We start from the raw sequence: 18,943 nt of genomic DNA, 5'->3' as shown, positions 1-18,943 counted from the left end.
CCATCGGCATGATCGGCGCCTCGCTCCTCCTGCTCGCCGCCGCGACGGCTTCGGTCCCTGACGTGGCGCCGAAGCCGCTGTTCCGCGACCCGGTGCATGACGGCGCCGCCGATCCCAGCACGGTCTACGATCCCGCCACGCGCGAATGGGTGATGTTCTACACGAACCGCCGCGCCGACCTGCCGATGGAGGACGAAAAGGACGTGCGCTGGGTCCACGGCACGGCGATCGGCACCGCGCGCTCGAAGGACGGCGTGCACTGGCGCTACGGCGGCACGGCGGCGATCCCGGAAAGCTGCACCGGCGCCACTCTCTGGGCCCCCGATATCGAGCGTTTCAACGGCGAATGGCACATGTGGCTGACGGTGGTGCCCGGCGTGTTTCGCGACTGGAACGCGCCGCGCTTCATCGTCCACCTCACCAGCAAGGACCTGACGTCGTGGACCTGCGGTGACAAGCTCGATCTCGGCTCCGACCGGGTGATCGACGCCAGCGTCGTCGCACTGCCTAAAGGCGGCTACCGCCTGTTCTTCAACGACGAGCGCATGGGCAAGGCGATCCGCACGGCGGACAGCACCGACCTCACGCACTGGACGGTGAAGGACCGCCTGACCACCACGCCCGGCGAAGGGCCGAAGGCGTTCCGCTGGAAGGGTCGCTTGTGGCTGGTTTCGGATGCGTGGAAGGGCCTGCTGGTCATGCGCAGCGAGGACGGAGAGCACTGGACCACCCAGCCCGGCCATATCCTCGCCACGCCCGGACAAGCGCCGACCGACCGCGCCAAGGGGCAGCACCCCGACGTGATCGTCTCCGGCGACCGGGCCTATATCGTCTACTTCGTGCATCAGAGCGGAGAGGACGAGGCCAAGGCGAACCCCGACTGGCACCGCCGCAGCGTGCTCCAGATCGCGGAACTGAAGGAGAAGGACGGCGTGATCTCCGTGGACCGCGACAGCCCCGCCCATGTTCGGCTTACCGCGCCAAAGGAGGCACGGCGATGATCGACCGCCGTAGCCTCTGCCTTGGCGGGGCGGCTCTCGCGGGCTGCGCCACCACCCGCATCGCCCCCGCGGAACCGGAAGGCCCGCTGCTCTTCGCCTATTTCAGCACGGGCAAGGGCGAGGCAGACGGGCTGAAACTGGCCGTCAGCGAGGATGGCTTCGCCTTCCGCACGCTCGGCGGCGGCAGGCCGTTCCTCGTGCCGCAAGTGGGCGAGAAGAAGCTGCTGCGCGACCCCTTCCTGTGGCGCGGCGAGGGGGTGGACGCGCCGTGGCACTGCGTCTGGACCACCGCCTGGGAAGGCGTGACCATCGGCCATGCCACCACGCGCGACTTCGTGAACTGGACGCCCCAGCGCGCGATCCCGGTCATGGCCTCGGTGCCGGGCACCCGCAATTGCTGGGCGCCGGAAGCGATCTTCGATCCCGCCACGCGGCGCACGGTCATCTTCTGGTCCAGCACCGTGACCGGCCGCTTCGCCGAGACGGCCGGAACCTCGGAAGCCGGCTACAACCACCGCCTCTGGTACACGACCACCGCCGATTTCGAGAGCTTCGCCCCGCCGCAAGTGCTCTACGATCCCGGCTTCAGCGTGATCGACGGCACATTCGCCCCGGCCCCGGACGGCGGGCTCTGGCTGGTGGTGAAGGACGAGACGGTCGAACCTCCGCGCAAGTGGCTGCGCGCGGCCTCCGCACGCAGCCCGATCGGCCCCTTCGCGCCGCTGGGCGAACCGTTCACCGCCTCCTGGGTGGAAGGCCCGATGACCGCGCGGATCGGCGAGGACCTGGTCTGCTATTACGACGTCTACCGCGACGGCCGCTGGGGCGCGAAGTCCACGCGCGACATGGCGACCTGGCAGGATGTGAGCAACCGTCTGGCGATGCCGCAAGGCGCGCGGCACGGCTCGCTGGTGCGGATCGACCGGAAAATGCTGGGGGCGCTTGAGGCCTGAAAAAGCGGCTCCCGGATGGAGGATCCGGGAGCCGATAGTTCCGGCGTGGGAGGGCCCCGCCGTATTCTTCAAGATCAGAACTTCACGTTGACGCCTGCCGAGATCGTGCGGCCCACGCGGGTCTGGAACAGCGTGTCCTGGCGCTGGCTGTCGGTGTAGAGGCTGTTCTGCTCGTCGGTGAGGTTGGTGCCCTCGACGATCAGCTTGATCGCATCCGAGATGTTGTACGAAGCCGAGGCATCGACATAGGTGGTCGCGCGGTTGCCCACCAGGTCGCTGCCGGGCGAGGCGGGGATGCCGCGGATGAACGGTCCGCGATAATTGATCGTGCCGCGGATGGAGAACTTGTCGTTCTCCCAGAACAGCGTGCCCGAAGCCGTGTCCTTGGACAGGCCGACCAGATCGTCCTTCACGGTAACGGTGCAGACGCCGCCCGAGCTGGAGAGGCAGTAATTGATCTTCGACATGACGTGCGTGTAGTTCGCCAGCACGCCGAAGTGGCTGATGAAGCCCGACGCGAAATTGAACGGGATCTGCGCGTTCAGCTCGATCCCCTTGAGCGGGCCGCCCGGCGTATTGGTGGGCGTGGCGATGTTGAACAGCTCGTCCGGGGTGGTGTTGCTGCCGGTCAGCAGTTCGTTCGGCAGGCCCAGCGAGCTGAACGGAACCAGCGCGTTCACGCTCTGCACGTAAGTCTTGATGTCCTTGTAGAAGAACGCTGCCGACAGCAGCGAGCCGGGACGGAAGTACCATTCCACCGCCGCATCGAACGTGTTGGCGCGGATCGGTTCGAGCAGGGGATTGCCAAGCGATCCCGAGCGCGTGGTCGCATTGATGGCCACGGTCGGCACCAGCTGCGTAAGCGCCGGGCGCGAGAGAACCTTGGCGGCCGAAAGGCGCACGAGCAGGTTCTGCACCGGCTCGATCACGAGGTTGGCGGAAGGCAGCCAGTCGTCATAGCTGCGCGCAACGGCGCGGTACTGGCCGCTGAGGCCGGTGGGCGAAGTGGGGTCGGACAAGTTGATGAAGCCCGAGGAACGCTGCCAGGTATGGATGTAGCGCAGGCCCACATCGCCGCGCAGGCCGAAGCCCACCGCATCGCTGAAGTCGAACGTGCCCATCATGAAGGCGCTGCTCTGTTCTTCCTTCACGCCCGGATTGGTCTCGCCGCAGCCGGTGCAGGTGCGGGCGTCGAAGAGGTTGTAGGCATCGGCCAGCTTCTGCCAGTCCAGGCTGGCCCAGCTCGACGGCGCGCCGTGGCCCCAGAGGCTGTCCACGCCGGTGATCTGCGTCGTCAGGTCGGCCAGCGAGGTTCCGGCCGGCAGGGCCTGAACCAGCGTATCGGCGGTGTAATAAGTGGTGAAGCGCTGTTGGAACTCGCTGGAGCGGAACTGGCCGCCGAAGTGCAGCTTGAACGCATCGGAGAATTCGTAATGCGCGTTGACTTCGCCCAGCGTACCCTTGGTGGTGTTGCTGGCCGGCTTGCCCTGGAGGCTGAAGCCGCCGGTGACGACGCCCGCGCCCGGCGTCGGGCCGTAGAGGAAGTTGGACGGATCGGACACGTCGAAGCCGAAGCCCAGCACGGGCGTCTGCCCGCCGCCGGTATAGTCGATCGCGAAGTTGTCGGTATCCAGCGCATCCATGAAGTACTGCATGCGGACCTTGTCCTTCCACACGGACTCGTTGAGGCCGAACTTGGCGTCAACGGTCAACCGGTCGTTGAACCGGTGCATGAAATTGAGGTTCGCCTGCTTGAACGTGGTCGAATACTTCGAGTGCAGCCCTTCCGAGCGCACGTCCACGCCGTCCAGCAGGGCATATTCCACCGAGCCGAGGTCGGAAAGCTGCACGTCCTTCAGCGACATCATCGGATAGCCCTGGTTCGATGCCGAGCGGCCGAACGAAATCGCCTCGATGTAGTTGTCGTCACGGGTCACGTTGAAGCGTGAGTAGAGCAGGTCCAGCGAGATGTCGGTATCGTCGTCGGGCTTGTACTGCAGGGTCAGCGTGCCGCCGATGCGTTCCTGCGTCTGCTCGGAATTCAGGTAGCGCGGGATGCGCGGGAAGAAGGCGCCGCTGCCGGGGGTGTTCGGCATGTCGTCTCGGCGGGCGTCGTAGACGGTCTGGTAGGCCGCAGCGTCGCTGGTGCGCGGGTTGCCGGTGGAGCAATTGGTGGCGCTGGCGCCGGACGCGGCGCTGTTGCCGGGGTTCTGCGGGGTGAAGCCGAGCGGCGAGCAGAACATGCCGTTCTGGTTGGCCGAAAGGATGTCCACCGCCGAATAGCCCACTTCGCGCGTGTGGCGCTTCTGATAGGCGAGCGAGCCGAGCACGCCGAAGCCGCTGTCTCCGAACTGCTTGGACACGAGAACCGACGCGCGCGGATCAACCTTCTTCGACAGTTCGTTCCAGACGCCGCGTCCCGTGGCGGAGAGCACGAAGTCCTTCGCCTGGTCCATCGGCTTGGGCGCGCTGAGGTCCACCGTGGCGCCCAGCGAGCCTTCCTCGACATCCGCCGAGGGCGTCTTGCGCACGGTCAGCGCCGAGAAGATTTCGGTCGGGAAAACGTTGAAGTCGAAGCTGCGGCCATTGTTGCCGGCCCCGTAGATGTCCGAGCCGCCGGTCTGCGCGGCGGCTTCCATGCCGTTGATGCGCACGCGGGTGAAGTCGGCGCCAAGGCCGCGGACCGAGATGTTCTTGCCTTCGCCGCCGTCACCGCGCTGGAGCGCCACGCCGGGGATGCGCTGCATCGATTCCGCCAGGTTGGAATCGGGGAACTTGCCCAGATCCTCGGCCTTGATGGTGTCGATCGCCGCCGTTTCCATGCGCTTGTCGGCCAGGGCCGCGTTCAGCGAGGCCCGGAAGCCGGTGACGATGATCTCGGAAGGGCTGGGCGTGTTGCCGGCGGCGGCCGACTGGGCGCCGGTCGCTGCGGCGCTCTGCGCGCCGTCCTGCACGGCGGCATCGGCTGCGCCATCCTGCGCGGCCGCCATGTGCGGCGCGGCGAAGAGGAAGGCGGCCACCAGGGCCGGAGCCGAGGCGCGGCTGCGCATGACGGATTTCGAGAAAGCCCTTCTCATTTCCTCACTCCCAAATCTTGTTCTTGCTTCGAACATTGCCCACTATGTGGGATTGAGTTACACAATATATGACATTTTCGCTCAGTTCCAGTCAAAATCGCTTCCCACCGGTTCCTCATCCGTAATTCCACGCATGGAAGCACCGCTTCGTCGTGAGTGAGGTGACCGGGAGTGATTGACTCTGATCGTTCCCGATATATGCCCTTGCGAACCGTCATGTGGGATAACGCGCCGGAACGAATCTGGCCAGAGACCAAAGAGAGGATCATCCGAAATGTCCCTGAGTTCGGCTCTCGCCCTGGCCCTGGCCGCCGGCACTTCCGCCCCGCCGCCCGCGATCGACATCGACCTGGCCGGCAAGACCCCCGCGCAGATGCCCGACTACCGGCCGGGCCAGGCCGAAGTCGGCCGGAGCGGCATCGAACGCCGCGATGCTTCGGGCGGGTTCCTCTATTCGGTGGCGCTGCCCCAGGGCACTTACCGCGTGACGCTGACCCTGGGAGACCGGCGTAGCGCGGGCCTCACCACGGTGAAGGCCGAAAGCCGCCGCCTGTTCCTGCGCGACATCGCCACCCGGCGCGGACAGACGGTGACGCGCAGCTTCCTGGTCGACGTGCGCGACGCCCGCCTGCCCGCCCAGCCCGCAGGCGCGCCGCGCTTCGGCCAGTCCGTGCTGCTGGACGAGCGCGACCTTGCCAGCTTCAGCTGGGACGACAAGCTGACCTTCGAATTCCTCGGCCAGCCGCGCGTCTCCGCCATCCATATCGAGCCCGCCGACGCCCCGCGCCTGTTCCTGGCCGGCGATTCGACCGTGGCCGACCAGTATACCGAGCCTTTCACCAGCTGGGGCCAGATGCTGCCCGCGATGCTGGACGATCGCATTGCCGTGGCCAACCACGCCAAGTCCGGCGCGACGCTGAAATCCTTCATCGCCCAGCTCCGCTTTTCCAAGGTGCTCACGCAGGTCCGCAAGGGCGACTGGCTGTTCATCCAGTTCGGCCACAACGACCAGAAGGCCGAATGGCCGATGACCTACCTCGATCCCGAGCTGACTTATCCCGCCTACTTGCGCAGCTATATCGCCGAGGCCCGCCGGCGCGGCGTCCATCCGGTGCTGGTCACTTCGCCCGAGCGCCGTAATTTCGACGAGGCGGGAAAGATCAAGGACACGCTGGGCGCCTATGCCGCCGCCGTGCGCAAGGTGGCAGCGGAGGAGAACGTGCCGCTGATCGACCTCAACCGCGACAGCATCGCCATCATGCAGGCCCTGGGGCCGGAAGTATCGCCCCGCGCCTTTGCCGAGAACGGCAAGGACAGGACTCACAACGACAACTACGGCGCCTGGCTGTTCGCCGCGGCCATCGCCCGTCAGGTGCGCGAGAAAATCCCTGAACTGGCGTCCCACGTCCTGCTGAAGGACTTCGATCCCGCCCATCCGCCGCTGCCCGATGCCCTGCCGATCGCGCCCAGCCTGCCGCTGGATGAAAACAAGCCGGAGGGAAGCTGACACGGCATTCGCCGCCAGAATGGCAATTGACGGACGCTTGTGGACGAGTTACCAAATATCGGTATTGGTATCCACATAATGGAACTGACGGGAGAGTGATGTGCCGGATACTGGGACGGGGTCGATCCACGCTTTCAGGATGCAGTTGAAGCCCGGCACGGTCGAGGAATATCGCCGCCGTCACGACGCGATCTGGCCAGAACTCTCCGCCCTGCTGACCGACGCCGGCATCCGCGACTATTCGATCTTCCTCGACGAGGATAGCCTGTCGCTCTTCGCCGTCCTGCGCGTGACGCCGGACAACAGCCGCGAAACCCTGCCCGACCATCCGGTGATGCGCCGCTGGTGGGACTACATGGCGCCGCTGATGGAAGTGGAACCGGGCAACCGTCCGGTCGAATGGCCGCTCCCCCTGCTGTTCCACATGGATTGAGCGGCATGAAGCGCGCGTTCCTCACCGCTCTGCTGCTTACGGCCCTGCCGCTTCCGGCATTCGCGCAGGACGCGAAGCCCACGGCCGATCTTTCCGCGCCGGTCCAGACGTTCGGCCGCGTCTCCTTCGATGCGCGCTCGCTGATGATCGACGACAAGCGCCAGGTGATCTGGTCGGGCGAATTCCATCCCTTCCGCCTGCCCAGCCCGGACCTCTGGCGCGACGTGCTGCAGAAGATGAAGGCCAGCGGGTTCAACACCGTCGCGCTCTATTTCGACTGGGGCTACCATTCGCCGAAACAAGGCGTCTACGACTTCAGCGGCATCCGCGATCTCGACCGCCTGCTGACCATGGCCGAGGAAGAAGGCCTGCTGGTCATGACCCGCGCCGGGCCTTACGTGAACGCGGAAGTGTCGCGCGGTGGGTTTCCGGGCTGGCTGGTCAACCAGAAGGGCCGCGCCCGCACCGACGATCCCGAATACATGGCCGCCGCCGACGAGTGGCTGACGCAGATCAACGCCATCATCGCGCGCCACCAGATCAACGGCGACGGCAAGGGCCACAAGGGCACCGTCATCCTCCACCAGATCGAGAACGAACTGGCGCTGACCACCCCGGCCCAGCGCCGGTACATGGATCATATCTACGCCAAGGCCCGCGCCGACGGCATCACCGTGCCGATCTTCCACAACGACCAGGGCCGCAACGGCTACTGGGTGCCGGAAGGTTCTTCCGTCGACAAAGTCGTCCACGGCCCCAACGACATGTACGCCTTCGACGGCTACCCCGGCGGCACTTGCACCGTGGAAGGCAAGCCGACCCGCAGCGTGGCCGCGCCGGACTGGGGCTTCTACGGAACCGGCGGCGCGAAAGGCGGCGCTTCCGCTTCGCCGAAGACGCCCGGCTTCCTGGCGGAATTCGGCGGCGGCTGGTTCGATTACTGGGGCTCCAACGGCAGCTACGAGTGCAACGCGGTCCAGCGCGGCAAGCGCTTCCAGCGGGTGTTCTACGGCACCAATCTGGCCAACGGCATCGGCATCCAGAGCTTCTACATGGTCTATGGCGGCACCAGCTGGGGCTGGCTGCCCGCCCCGGTAGTGTTTACCAGCTACGACTACGGCGCGGCCATTTCCGAAGCGCGAGAGCTTCGCGAAAAGGCGCTGGAGATGAAGCAGCTGGGCGGGCTGATCGCCTCCGTACCCGACCTTGCGGGCATGATCCCGGCGGGCGCGCCCGAGATCTCCTCGCCCCATATCCAGGTCTATCACAACAAGAGCCCGGAAACCGACGCGCGCTTCCTGATGGTGACGCACAAGCCGTCCAACGGCCAGACCGACGACAGCTTCACCGTGACCGCCGCGCTGCCGGATGGTCGCTATACATTCCCGATGCGGCTCAATGGCTTCGACGCCAAGTGGCTGGTCGCAGGCGTCAGTCTGGGCGGGCAGCGGCTGGTCTATTCGACCTCCGAACTGCAATCGGCGTCCAAGGCCGGAAACGCCGACCTGCTGCTGCTCTACGGCCGCGCGGGCGAGGCTGGCGAGACCGTGCTGCGCTATGCCTCGGCCCCGAAAGTCGAGGTTGTGGAAGGCGCCGCGGCCACCGCTTTCGATGCCGCAAAGGGCGACCTTAAAGTCACCTACACGCATACGGGCCGCACTGTCCTGCGGGTGACCGGCGGCGGACGCGGCGACCTTGTGCTGATCCTTGCCGACGAGGCCGAAGGCACTCGCTATACCCGCGCCGACACCGCGAGCGGTCCGGTTCTGGTACGCGGTCCGCAGCTCGTCCGTCATGCTTCGCTGCGGTCCGGCGCACTCACGCTGACCGGCGACACCGACGCGGCGGGTGCCATCGAAATCTGGGCGCCCGGCGCGGCGCGCTCGCTCTCGTGGAACGGCGCGCGTATCGCCGCCAAGCCTTCCGCCATCGGTAGCCTCGCCTCCACCGTCCCCCTGCCCGGCCCCGCGCCGGTCGTGCTTCCCGCGCTCACCGGCTGGCGCATGGCCAAGGGCTCGCCCGAGGCCGATCCGCAGTTCGACGACAGCGCATGGCAAGCGGTCGGCGGCAGCCGTCCCAACGCCAGCATCACCCAGCGCCCCGACGGCCAGCCGAACCTCGCCATGGACGCCTATGGCTTCCACGAAGGCGACGTCTGGTATCGCGGCCGTTTCGAGGGCAATCCCGGCGCGAAAACCGTCTCGCTGTTCTATGGCGCGGGCGGATCGGGCCTCGTGCAGGCATGGCTCGACGGCAAGTTCATCGGCCAGGCCGAGACGCCGAGCGGCCTCCCCCGTCCGATCACCACCGGCACCGTCACGCTCGACCTGCCGCCCGAAGCGCAGGCGAACGGCGGCCACGTCCTCTCGGTCATGGTGCGCAACAACGGCCATAACTGGGACCTCGACGCCGACGACTTCCACAAGGAAGCGCGCGGGCTGATTTCCGCCTCGATCTCGCAGCCCGGCGGGCGCAGCTTCGCGGTGCCGATCGCGTGGAAGATCCAGGGCAAGCGCGGCGGCGAGGATCTGGCCGATCCGGTGCGCGGCCCTGCCAACAACGGCGGCCTCTACGGCGAGCGCATGGGCTGGCACCTGCCCGGCTTCGACGACCGCCAGTGGACCGCCGCGCAAGTCCCCGCGAGTAGCGCCGCGCCCGGCACCACCTGGCTGCGCACCGCCTTCGACCTTGCCGTGCCCAAGGGTCAAGACGCCACGATCGGGCTTGCCTTCGGAGACACCGAAAGCCCGCGCTCGGCCGCGAAATACCGCGTGCTGATCTTCGTCAACGGCTGGAACATGGGCCAGTTCATCGCCCATGTCGGCCCGCAGCGCGTGTTCCCGATCCCCGAGGGCGTGCTCAACCACCACGGCACCAACCACGTCGCCCTTGCCGTGACCAGCGACGGTGCGCCCGGCGATGCGCTGGAGGCGGTCAAGCTCGTCACCCTCCGCAACGTTCGCGGCGGCGTGCCGGTGCAGATGGTCGCCGCGCCGACGCGCCCGGATCAGTTGAAATGACCGGCGCCGCGCTCACCCGCCGCCAGCTGGGCGTTGCAGGCGCAGGCGCGCTCTGCCTTGCCGCCGTGCCGGGCGCGGTGCGCGCCGGGCCCAGAAAAGGCGCGCGCCCGTGGCCCTATCTGATCGGCGCGGATGTCTCGTGGATTCCCGAGGACGAAGCCGCAGGCGCCACCTATTACGAGGACGGCCAGCAAAAGGACGTGCTCGCGATCTTCCGCGATGCCGGGTTCAACGCGATCAAGCTGCGCCTCTTCGTCGATCCCGCGAAGGGCTATTCGAAGGACAAGCCCGGCGGCCCCTGGTGCGATCTGCCGCGCACCATCGCGTTCGCGCAGCGGATCAAGGCGGCGGGTTTCCACCTCTCGCTGACCCTCCACTATTCCGACACCTGGGCCGATCCGCAGCATCAGGACAAGCCCGCAGCCTGGGCCGACTTGCCCTTCCCCAAGCTGGTAGACGCCGTCCACCGCCATACCGACGAGACTTTCGCGGCGATGAAAGCCGCAGGCGTCGCGCCCGATCTGGCGATCCTGGGCAACGAGACCACGTTCGGCATGCTCTGGCCCGACGGCCGCGTGCCGCTGACCATTCCCACCGGCAACCCGGTGACCGACCAAGTGCACATGAACGTGCCCGGCGCGGGCGGCTACGACAAGTTCGCGCTGCTGCTCAAGGCCGGGATCGCCGCCACCCGCGCGCAGCTTCCCGGAACGCCGATCGCGCTGCACAACCATCTCGGCCGCCACTGGCCGATCGTCCAGCACTGGACCGACAGCCTGATCGAGCGCGACGTCGATTTCGATGCGCTGGGCTTCTCCTGCTACCAGCAGGCGGCGCAAGGCGACTGGGAGCGGACTTTCACCGAATTCGGCCGCCACTACCCGGACAAGGGCTTCTTCGCGATCGAGTATTCGTCGCGCAAGCGCTACCTGAACGACCTGGTCCATGCCCACCCGAACGGCTGGGGCAGCTTCATCTGGGAACCGACCCGCCATCAGGAAGCGATCTTCCAGAAGGACGGCAAGAACGCCGGCGAAGGCCCGCGCCCCGACTTGCTCTCGCAAGGCCTGAACGCGGCGGAAGCCCCCGGCGCCACGCCCGCATTGGCATCCGACATGCCGAAACAACCCGAAAACCATGGCGGCCGGTACGACGCCGATCCCGCCTTCCTGCAACTCTACCGCCGGATGGCGCGCGATTACGGAGTCCTGAAATGACCCATCACGCCCCCCGCCGCAGCATCGCCCACAGGAGAACTTGAGTGGCCGCCCTTACCCATGACATCCCCCGCCAGCAGGTCACCGCGGCGATCGACCTGCTCATGCACAACCTCGTCAACATCAAGGACGAAACCGGCGAATTCCTGCTCCGCCTCGAAGACGGCCGGGTGATCGACACCAAGGGCTGGGCCGGCTGGGAATGGACCCACGGCGTCGGCCTGTTCGGCATGTGGCGCTATTTCGAGCAGACCGGCGACGAGAAGGCGCTGGAGATCATCCGCCAGTGGTTCGAGGACCGCTTCGCGGAAGGCACGCCCACCAAGAACATCAACACGGTGGCCCCCTTCATCACGCTGGCCTACCTCTACGAACTGGACGGCGATCCCAGCTACATCCCCTATCTCGACACCTGGGCCGAATGGCTGATGGCGCCGGACGGCCTGCCCAAGACCGAGGAAGGCGGCTTCCAGCACATCGTCTACAACGACGAGAACCCGGGTGAGCTGTGGGACGACACGCTGATGATGAGCGTGCTGCCGCTGGCCAAGATAGGCCTGCTGCTGGACCGTCCGCAGTATATCGAGGAAGCCAAGCGCCAGTTCCTGGTCCATATCAAGTATCTGGCCGACAAGAAGACCGGCCTGTGGTTCCACGGCTGGGACTTCACCGGCCGCCACAACTTCGCCGAGGCGCTCTGGGCGCGCGGCAACTGCTGGGTGACGATCGCGATCCCGGAGATCATCGAGCTGCTCGATCTCGAACCGGGCGATGCCTTCCGCATGTTCCTGATCGACACGCTGGCCGCACAGGTCCGCACGCTTGCCGCCACGCAGGACGCGGAAACCGGCCTGTGGCACACGCTGATCGACGATCCCACCAGCTACCTTGAGGCCTCGGCCACGGCAGGCTTCGCCTATGGCATCCTGAAGGCGGTGCGCAAGGGCTACCTGCCGCGCGAATACGAGGCGGTGGGCATCAAGGCGGTGCGCGGCGTGCTCGCCAATATCGACGATGCCGGAGAGCTTCAGCAAGTCAGCTTCGGCACCGCGATGGGCGACACGCTGCAGTTCTACAAGGACATCGCGCTCACCTCGATGCCCTATGGCCAGAGCCTTGCCATCTGCGCACTGGCCGAGTTCCTGCGGACCTACATCTGACGATGCGCGGGGCGGCCTTTCTTGCGGTGGCGGCGGGGCTTGTCCTCGCCCATCCGGCGCAGGCGGCCGCTCCGGAGTTCGTGCATTTCACGCCCGCGCGCGGCGACTTCGCGCTGGCCCAGGACGGACATGTCGCCCAAGTCGTGACCTCGGCCGGGGACCACGAACTGGTCCGCATCGCTGCCGAGGATTTGCGGACCGACCTGGCCACCGTGACCGGCGCGAACGCCGCTTCGGACATGCAGGTCTGGATCGGCACGCTGGGCCGCAATCCCGCGATAGACCGGCTTGTGGCGGCGGGCCGGGTCGATGCCGCAAAGCTGCGCGGGGCCTGGGAAAGCTTCCTGATCGTGCCGGTTTCCAACCCCGCACCCGGCGTGAAGCAGGCATTGGTGATCGTGGGCAGCGACCGGCGCGGCACCGCCTACGGCGCCTACGAGATCTCCCGCGCGATCGGCGTCTCGCCCTGGCACTGGTGGGCGGATGTGCCACCCCAGCATCACGGCAGCCTCTACGTCTCCGCCAAGGCCCGGCGCTTCGGCCCGCCTTCGGTGCAGTATCGCGGCATCTTCATCAATGACGAGGACTGGGGCCTCGTTCCCTGGGCCCAGGGCGCCGAACCCGATGAACCCGCTCCCGGCCCGAAGACATATGCCAAAGTCTTCGACCTGCTGCTGCGGCTACGGGCCAACACGCTCTGGCCCGCCATGCACAAGGCCAGCCGCGCCTTCAACGCCGATCCCGCCAATGCCGCCTTGGCCGAGCGCTACGGCGTGGTCATGGGCACCAGCCACGCCGAACCGATGCTGCGCAACAACGTGGGCGAATGGACCGGCAAGGCGGAAGACTTCAACTACCTGACGAACCGCGATGCCATGCGCGACTACTGGCGCACGCGGGTGAAGAGCAACGCCGCCGACGAGACGATCTGGACCCTCGGCCTGCGCGGCATCCATGACAGCGGCATGATCGGCCCCACGACCGACCCGGAGCGCCGCGCGGTGCTGGAGCAGGTCTTCGCCGACCAGCGCGAACTCCTGCGCGAGGCGGGGATTTCCGGCGCCCCGCAAGTCTTCACGCCCTACAAGGAAGTGCTCGACATCTACCGGGCCGGGCTGAAAGTGCCGGACGATGTCACCCTGATGTGGACGGACGACAACTTCGGCTACATCCGCCATCTCCCCGATGCCGCCGAGAGGGCGCGCAGCGGTGGCAACGGCGTCTACTACCACCTCTCCTACCTCGGCGCGCCGCTCTCCTATCTCTGGCTCTCGACGACGCCGCCTGCGCTGATCCGCGAGGAAATGGGACGCGCGTGGGACAAGGGCGCGCGCAAGATGTGGATCGTCAATGTCGGGGACATCAAGCCAGCCGAACTGGGCGTCGACTACTTCCTCAGCCTTGCATGGGACATCGAGAGGACAAGAACCCAGCCTGTCGAGACATGGATGGGACATTGGCTCGCAGACATCCTCGGGACCGGACAGGGACGCGGCGCGGAAGAGGGCACGGACCCGCAGGCCGCCGCCGTCATGAGTGACTACTACCGCCTCAACTTCGCGCGCCGGCCCGAGCATCTGCAATGGTATCTGCCGGGGCAGAAACCCCATGCCAGCCCGCTGACCACGGCCGAGGCCGACGCGCGGCTCGCCGGTTTCGCGGCGATGGAGCAGCGCCTTGCCGCCCTGCGCCAGCAGGTCCCGGCCGGGCGCGCCGATGCCTTCTTCGAACTTGTGGACTACCCGGTATCGGCCTCCGCCGCCGCCAACCGGCGCTTCTTCGCCGCCGAGGCCCACGACGCGCTGCGTGATACCGCCCCCGCCGAAAGCTGGCGCCGCGCCCGCATCGCCGCCGAGGCCGACGCGGCGCTGACAGCCCTGACGCGCCGCTACAACCGCGACATCGCGGGCGGCAAATGGCGCGGGATCATGAATGTCGAGCCCGCAGATGGGCAGTGGCGCAGCTTTCGGCAGACCCCGCCGATCGTGCCCGCGCTCGCCGCCTTGCCGGACATCGCAGCGCCGGCGCCGGAACCGTCGCCGCAATCCTCGCTTCCCCTGCTCCGGCCCGAACAGTTCACGCGCCGCCCATCCCCGAACGGCTCAGCCTGGCGGCTGGTGGAAGGCCTCGGCCGGTACGGTGCGCTGCTGGGCGCTGGTGCGGCGTCCGCCTCCGCGCAGGCCGCCATCACCCTGCCGGCGGGTCGCTGGCAGGCCGTGGTCGATCTGCTGCCTGCCTATCCCTCCGACAATGGCGAGGCACTGCGCCTGACCATCCGCATCGACGGCAAGCCGCAGGTCCTCGAAATCCCGCGCCGCACCGGTGACCGCGACTGGGCCGATGCCGTGCTCGACAACCGCATTTCCGTGCCGTTCTCCGCTCTTCTGGAAGCCGGCCAGCACAAGGTAACGATTGAATCCGGCGATCCCGCCGTGATGATCGAAGCCGTTCGCTTCATGCCTGCTGACAAGTCCATTACTCCGACATAATAACAGACCCAATCGGTCCGCCCACGAAGGCGGGCCAGACAAGAACAATACGGTGAAGGATCCTGTAGTGCCCCAAAGCCAGTCCGTGGCCGCGCGTCCGGTGCGCCTGAGAAACTACCTTGCCTATGGCTCCAACGACGTGCTCGGGGCCGGGTCGATGGCGGTGATCTCGGGCTGGGTGCTGATCTTCTACACCCAGTTCTGCGGGCTTTCGGCCGGTCAGGCGGCGACGATCTTCGCGGTGGCGCGCGTGCTGGACGCCTTCGCCTCGCCGATGATCGGCTATATTTCCGACCACTTCGGCACGACCGCGCTGGGCCGCCGGTTCGGGCGGCGGCGCTTCTTCATCCTGGCCGCCATTCCCCTGCTGCCCAGTTTCGCGCTGATGTGGCTGCCGGGGCAGAGCTTCTGGTACTACCTCGTCAGCTACGTGCTGTTCGAACTGGTCTACGCGATGGAGATCATCCCGTTCGAGACGCTCGCGGCCGAGATGTCGAGCGACTATCGCACCAAGGCCAAGTTCGCGGGCTTCCGCATCCTGTTCGGCCAGGCCGCCGCGATCCTGGCGGGCTTCCTGCCGCTCTGGCTGATCGAGGCGCTGGGCCGCGACAGCGCGGACACCTTCTTCTACATGGGCCTGATCTTCGCCGCGCTGTTCATGGTGACGGCGGCCATGCTCTACTTGTTCAGCTGGGAGCGTCACGGGCCCGGAGGCGTGCCGCTCCCCGCCGAGCATCGCCACTCCGCAGGCCCCCTGGAGGCGCTGAAGGCGCTTTACCGCAACTTGTTCTCGACCATGCGGATCCGCGCCTTCCGCCTGCACTTGGGCATGTACCTGGGCGGCTATATCAGCCAGGACGTGTTCAACGCGGCCTTCACGTTCTTCGTGATCTTCGCGCTGGCGGGAACCACGGCGGTCGCCTCCGGGCTGCTGGGCACGATGTACATCGTGCAGTTCGTGGCCGTCATCATCGCCATCAACATGGCCCTGCGCGCCTCGCCCAGCCGTGCCTACCAGATCGCCGCCGCCAGCTTCGCGGCGGGCGCGCTGACGCTGATCGGGCTCTGGTCCATGGGCATCACGGCCACCAGCGCCATGATCTGGCTGCCCATCGCGCTGGCAGGCCTGGGCCGCGGCGCGCTCAACTACATTCCCTGGGCGACCTACAACTACATGGCCGACGTGGACGAGATCGTCACCGGCCGCCGCCGCGAGGGCGCTTTCGCGGGCGTCATGACCTTCGTGCGCAAGGCCACGCAGGCCGCGGCCGTAGCCGGCGTGGGCTTCGTGATGCAGGCGGGCGGCTTCGTTTCCGGCGCGGCGCAGCAATCGCACGGCGCCATCCTCACGATCGCGCTGCTGCTGGGGCTGGGCACCGTGGCCATGCTGGTGTTCGGCGTGATCGTCTCGCTGCGCTTCCGCCTTTCCCCCGCGACTCATGCCGTGCTGATGCGCGAGATCGAGCATCTGCGCAGCGGTGCCCGCACCCCGACCAGCCCCGAGGCGCAGGCGGTGGTGGAGGACCTCTCCGGCTGGCGCTACGATCAGCTCTGGGGCCGCAACCCGCTCGTCGAGCAGGACAGTGCGAACGGCGATCTGGGCAAGCCCGTCAATGCCGGGCATTGACCGCCGCGGCCTGCTTCGGGCCGGCAGCGCAGCCGCCCTTGCCGCGGCCCTGCCCGCCCGAAGCCTTGCCGCCGCCGCGCAGGCCGCGCCTCTGGAACTCGATGCTTCCCGCCCCGGCCGCCCGCTGAAATCCGGCCATTTGCGCATGGGCACGGGCGAGGGGCCGGGTGGCACACTGGGCATCGACAACCTCACCCTCACCCGCGACGGCAAGCCGTGGCTGCCGATCATGGGCGAATTTCACTTCACCCGCTTCCCGGCCGAATACTGGGACGAGGAACTGGCGAAGATGAAGGCCGCCGGGATCGGCGTGATCGCCAGCTACGTGATCTGGAACCATATCGAACTGGAGCCGAGCCGCCTCGACTGGACCGGCACCCGCGACTTGCGGCGCTTCGTCACGCTCTGCGCGCGCCACGGGCTGCTGTTCTTCCTGCGCCCCGGTCCCTGGTGCCATGCCGAAGTGCGCTTCGGCGGTATACCCGACTGGGTCGTCTCCGCCACGCACCCGCGCTCCAACGATCCCGCCTACATGGCCGAAGTCTCCCGCTTCTGGCGCGCGATGGCCGGGCAGATCGACGGCCTGCTGTGGAAGCAGGGCGGGCCGGTGATCGGCATGCAGGTGGAGAACGAATACAACCTCTCCGGCCCCGGCCAGGGCCGTGCCCATATCGCGGCGCTGAAAGGACTGGCGCGCGAAATCGGGATCGACGTGCCGCTCTACACCGTCACCGGTTGGGACCGCACGGTCTATCCCAGGGGCGAGGTGGTGCCCGTTCATGGCGGCTATCCGGATGAGCCCTGGTCCGCCAGCACGGACCGCCTGCCGCCCAAGGAAAACTACCTCTTCCGCTTCGACAGCCGCGTGAGCGGAGACCTGGGCGCGCAGACCCGGGCCAAGGGCCGCGGCGACGCAGACGACGACATGGAAGACACGCCTTTCCTCGGCGCCGAATACGGCGGCGGGGTGCCGGTCATGTACCGCCGCCGCCCGCTGATCGCCCCGGCCGACATCGCGGCGGCAGTGCTGACGCAATTGGGCTCGGGCGTGAACCTGCTCGGCTACTACATGTTCCACGGCGGCTCGAACCCGCTCGCCCATGGCCGCGCGCTGGAGGAAACGCAGCGTTCGGGCGGCTACAACGACGTGCCGGTGATCGGCTACGACTTCCAGGCGCCGATCGGGCAATACGGCCTGCCCGGCCCCGCCCATGCCGCCCTGCGCCCGCTCCACTACCTGATCGACAGCCACGGCGCCGCACTTTCGCCGATGCAGGTCCATGCCCCGGCCGTGCAGCCGCGCGACAAGGCAGACCTCGCCACCTTGCGCTGGTCGGTGCGCCGCGCGGGCGGCAGCGGCTTCCTCTTCGTCAACAACCACGTCCGCCAATATCCGACGCCGGGCCATCCCGGCACGCAGTTCACCGTGCGCCTCCCCGGCGGCCCGGTGACGCTGCCCTCCGCGCCGGTGACGATCCCGAGCGGCGCCAGCTTCGCCTGGCCCATCGGCCTCGACCTCGACGGCCTGCGCCTCGCCTGGGCCACCGCGCAGCCGGTGACGCGGCTGGAGGACGGTGACGGCCCGATCCATGTCCTGGCCGCGACGATTGCCGACGATGTGGAACTCGCCATCGACGGCGCGAGCCTTCAGGACGGGCCGGCGGGCTTCCGCCGCGACGGTGCGGGGCGCTGGATCGGGCAGGTCCGGGCCGGACCGGAACGGCTGCTGCGCTTCGGCACCGCGCATGGGGCGGCAGTGCGGGTGCTGGTGCTGGATCGCGCCTCGGCCGGGCAGACATGGGTTGGCACATTTGGCGGGAAACGACGGCTGATCCTGACGGACGCCGACGTGATGTTCGCGGGCGGCGAGCTGGAACTGCGTCAGCGCGGCAACCGGGACTTCGCTTTCGCCATGATCCCCCCGGAGCCCGGGATGACAGCGGACGCCGCCCTGACCCGGCGCGGCGGCCACTATGGCGCGCGCGTTCCCGGCCCCGTCGCGGCATCCGTGGAGGCCCGGCAGATCCGCCCGGGGGGCGAAGCGCCGGCGCCCGTGATCGGCGGCCCGGCGAAGACGGTGCTCCAACCGCTGCCGGAAACCTGGAAAGCCGCCGCGACATGGGAATTCACGCTCTCACCCGCGCTGCTGCCCGAAGGCGGAGACGCCTTCCTGGAGATCGCCTGCAAGGGCGACATCCTGCGCCTGCACGATGGCATGGACTTGCTGGACGACACTTTCTGGGACGGCCAGCTGTGGCGCATCGGCCTCAAGCGCTTTGCCGGGCGGCTCGGACGGCCCTGGCGCCTCTCGATCATGCCGCTGCGCGTCGATGCGCCGATCTACCTGGACGACAGGGCGCGGGCCGCGCTGCCCGCTGCCGGGCAGGTCGCGACACTGGATTCGCTGCGCGTGGTGCCGGAGCACCGCCTAAGGGTGCGGCCGCCCCGGCCATGACCCG

The 18,943-nt window shown here is 67.6% G+C and carries 11 protein-coding genes; 10 read left to right on the top strand and 1 reads right to left on the bottom strand.

All coding sequences use genetic code 11. From position 1 onward, the window contains the following. The first annotated feature begins 8 nt into the window (after window positions 1-8). A complete protein-coding gene (locus EDF57_RS05380) occupies window positions 9-1,001 on the top strand; it encodes a family 43 glycosylhydrolase (protein ID WP_134093383.1) in 993 nt (330 codons plus the stop codon). Further along, entirely contained in the window at window positions 998-1,954 is a 957-nt protein-coding gene (locus tag EDF57_RS05375; RefSeq protein ID WP_243840892.1) for a glycoside hydrolase family 43 protein, read from the top strand. Before EDF57_RS05380 ends, EDF57_RS05375 begins: the two co-directional genes overlap by 4 nt. A gap of 74 nt (window positions 1,955-2,028) precedes the next feature. Here the strand turns inward: EDF57_RS05375 and EDF57_RS05370 are convergent, their stop codons facing one another. Next, window positions 2,029-5,031 (bottom strand): TonB-dependent receptor, encoded by a 3,003-nt coding sequence (locus tag EDF57_RS05370; RefSeq protein WP_134093382.1) that lies wholly within the window; start codon window positions 5,029-5,031, stop codon window positions 2,029-2,031. A 274-nt stretch (window positions 5,032-5,305) separates the two neighbouring features. Between EDF57_RS05370 and EDF57_RS05365 the strand changes: the two genes are divergently transcribed. From EDF57_RS05365 to EDF57_RS05330, 8 genes are all read left to right on the top strand, one after another. Then, window positions 5,306-6,538, top strand: a complete 1,233-nt coding sequence (locus tag EDF57_RS05365; protein ID WP_134093381.1) for a rhamnogalacturonan acetylesterase — start codon at window positions 5,306-5,308, stop codon at window positions 6,536-6,538. 139 nt (window positions 6,539-6,677) lie between these two features. Then, window positions 6,678-6,971, top strand: coding sequence for an L-rhamnose mutarotase (locus EDF57_RS05360; RefSeq protein ID WP_134093380.1), 294 nt, complete (start codon window positions 6,678-6,680; stop codon window positions 6,969-6,971). A gap of 5 nt (window positions 6,972-6,976) precedes the next feature. Then, window positions 6,977-9,991, top strand: coding sequence for a beta-galactosidase (locus tag EDF57_RS05355; protein WP_134093379.1), 3,015 nt, complete (start codon window positions 6,977-6,979; stop codon window positions 9,989-9,991). Then, window positions 9,988-11,208, top strand: a complete 1,221-nt coding sequence (locus EDF57_RS05350) for a glycosyl hydrolase 53 family protein (RefSeq protein ID WP_134093378.1) — start codon at window positions 9,988-9,990, stop codon at window positions 11,206-11,208. The genes EDF57_RS05355 and EDF57_RS05350 overlap by 4 nt, the downstream gene beginning before the upstream one ends. 44 nt (window positions 11,209-11,252) lie before the next feature. Beyond that, the gene (locus tag EDF57_RS05345; RefSeq protein ID WP_134093377.1) at window positions 11,253-12,368 is read left to right on the top strand and encodes a glycoside hydrolase family 88 protein; all 1,116 of its coding nucleotides are present in this window, start codon (window positions 11,253-11,255) and stop codon (window positions 12,366-12,368) included. Window positions 12,369-12,370: 2 nt separating this feature from the next. Continuing rightward, window positions 12,371-14,857, top strand: a complete 2,487-nt coding sequence (locus EDF57_RS05340; protein WP_134093376.1) for a glycosyl hydrolase 115 family protein — start codon at window positions 12,371-12,373, stop codon at window positions 14,855-14,857. A 67-nt stretch (window positions 14,858-14,924) separates the two neighbouring features. After that, window positions 14,925-16,484 carry an MFS transporter gene (locus EDF57_RS05335; protein ID WP_134093375.1) on the top strand — a complete coding sequence of 520 codons (1,560 nt, stop codon included), beginning with the start codon at window positions 14,925-14,927 and terminating at the stop codon, window positions 16,482-16,484. Next, on the top strand, window positions 16,471-18,939 hold the full coding sequence (locus EDF57_RS05330) for a beta-galactosidase (RefSeq protein WP_134093374.1): 2,469 nt from the start codon (window positions 16,471-16,473) through the stop codon (window positions 18,937-18,939). The genes EDF57_RS05335 and EDF57_RS05330 overlap by 14 nt, the downstream gene beginning before the upstream one ends. Window positions 18,940-18,943 lie beyond the last annotated feature (4 nt).

This window comes from Novosphingobium sp. PhB55, from assembly GCF_004368805.1.
GTDB lineage: Bacteria > Pseudomonadota > Alphaproteobacteria > Sphingomonadales > Sphingomonadaceae > Novosphingobium.
Note: the sequence above shows the minus strand (reverse complement) of the source record. Positions and strands in the feature narration are given on the sequence as shown.

What these genes read in the sequence shown, in the direction of transcription:
- EDF57_RS05380 (WP_134093383.1), top strand. Translation starts at nt 9, where the DNA reads ATGATCGGCGCCTCGCTCCTCCTGCTCGCCGCCGCGACGGCTTCGGTC.
- EDF57_RS05375 (WP_243840892.1), top strand. Translation starts at nt 998, where the DNA reads ATGATCGACCGCCGTAGCCTCTGCCTTGGCGGGGCGGCTCTCGCGGGC.
- EDF57_RS05370 (WP_134093382.1), bottom strand. Translation starts at nt 5,031, where the DNA reads ATGAGAAGGGCTTTCTCGAAATCCGTCATGCGCAGCCGCGCCTCGGCT.
- EDF57_RS05365 (WP_134093381.1), top strand. Translation starts at nt 5,306, where the DNA reads ATGTCCCTGAGTTCGGCTCTCGCCCTGGCCCTGGCCGCCGGCACTTCC.
- EDF57_RS05360 (WP_134093380.1), top strand. Translation starts at nt 6,678, where the DNA reads ATGCAGTTGAAGCCCGGCACGGTCGAGGAATATCGCCGCCGTCACGAC.
- EDF57_RS05355 (WP_134093379.1), top strand. Translation starts at nt 6,977, where the DNA reads ATGAAGCGCGCGTTCCTCACCGCTCTGCTGCTTACGGCCCTGCCGCTT.
- EDF57_RS05350 (WP_134093378.1), top strand. Translation starts at nt 9,988, where the DNA reads ATGACCGGCGCCGCGCTCACCCGCCGCCAGCTGGGCGTTGCAGGCGCA.
- EDF57_RS05340 (WP_134093376.1), top strand. Translation starts at nt 12,371, where the DNA reads ATGCGCGGGGCGGCCTTTCTTGCGGTGGCGGCGGGGCTTGTCCTCGCC.
- EDF57_RS05330 (WP_134093374.1), top strand. Translation starts at nt 16,471, where the DNA reads ATGCCGGGCATTGACCGCCGCGGCCTGCTTCGGGCCGGCAGCGCAGCC.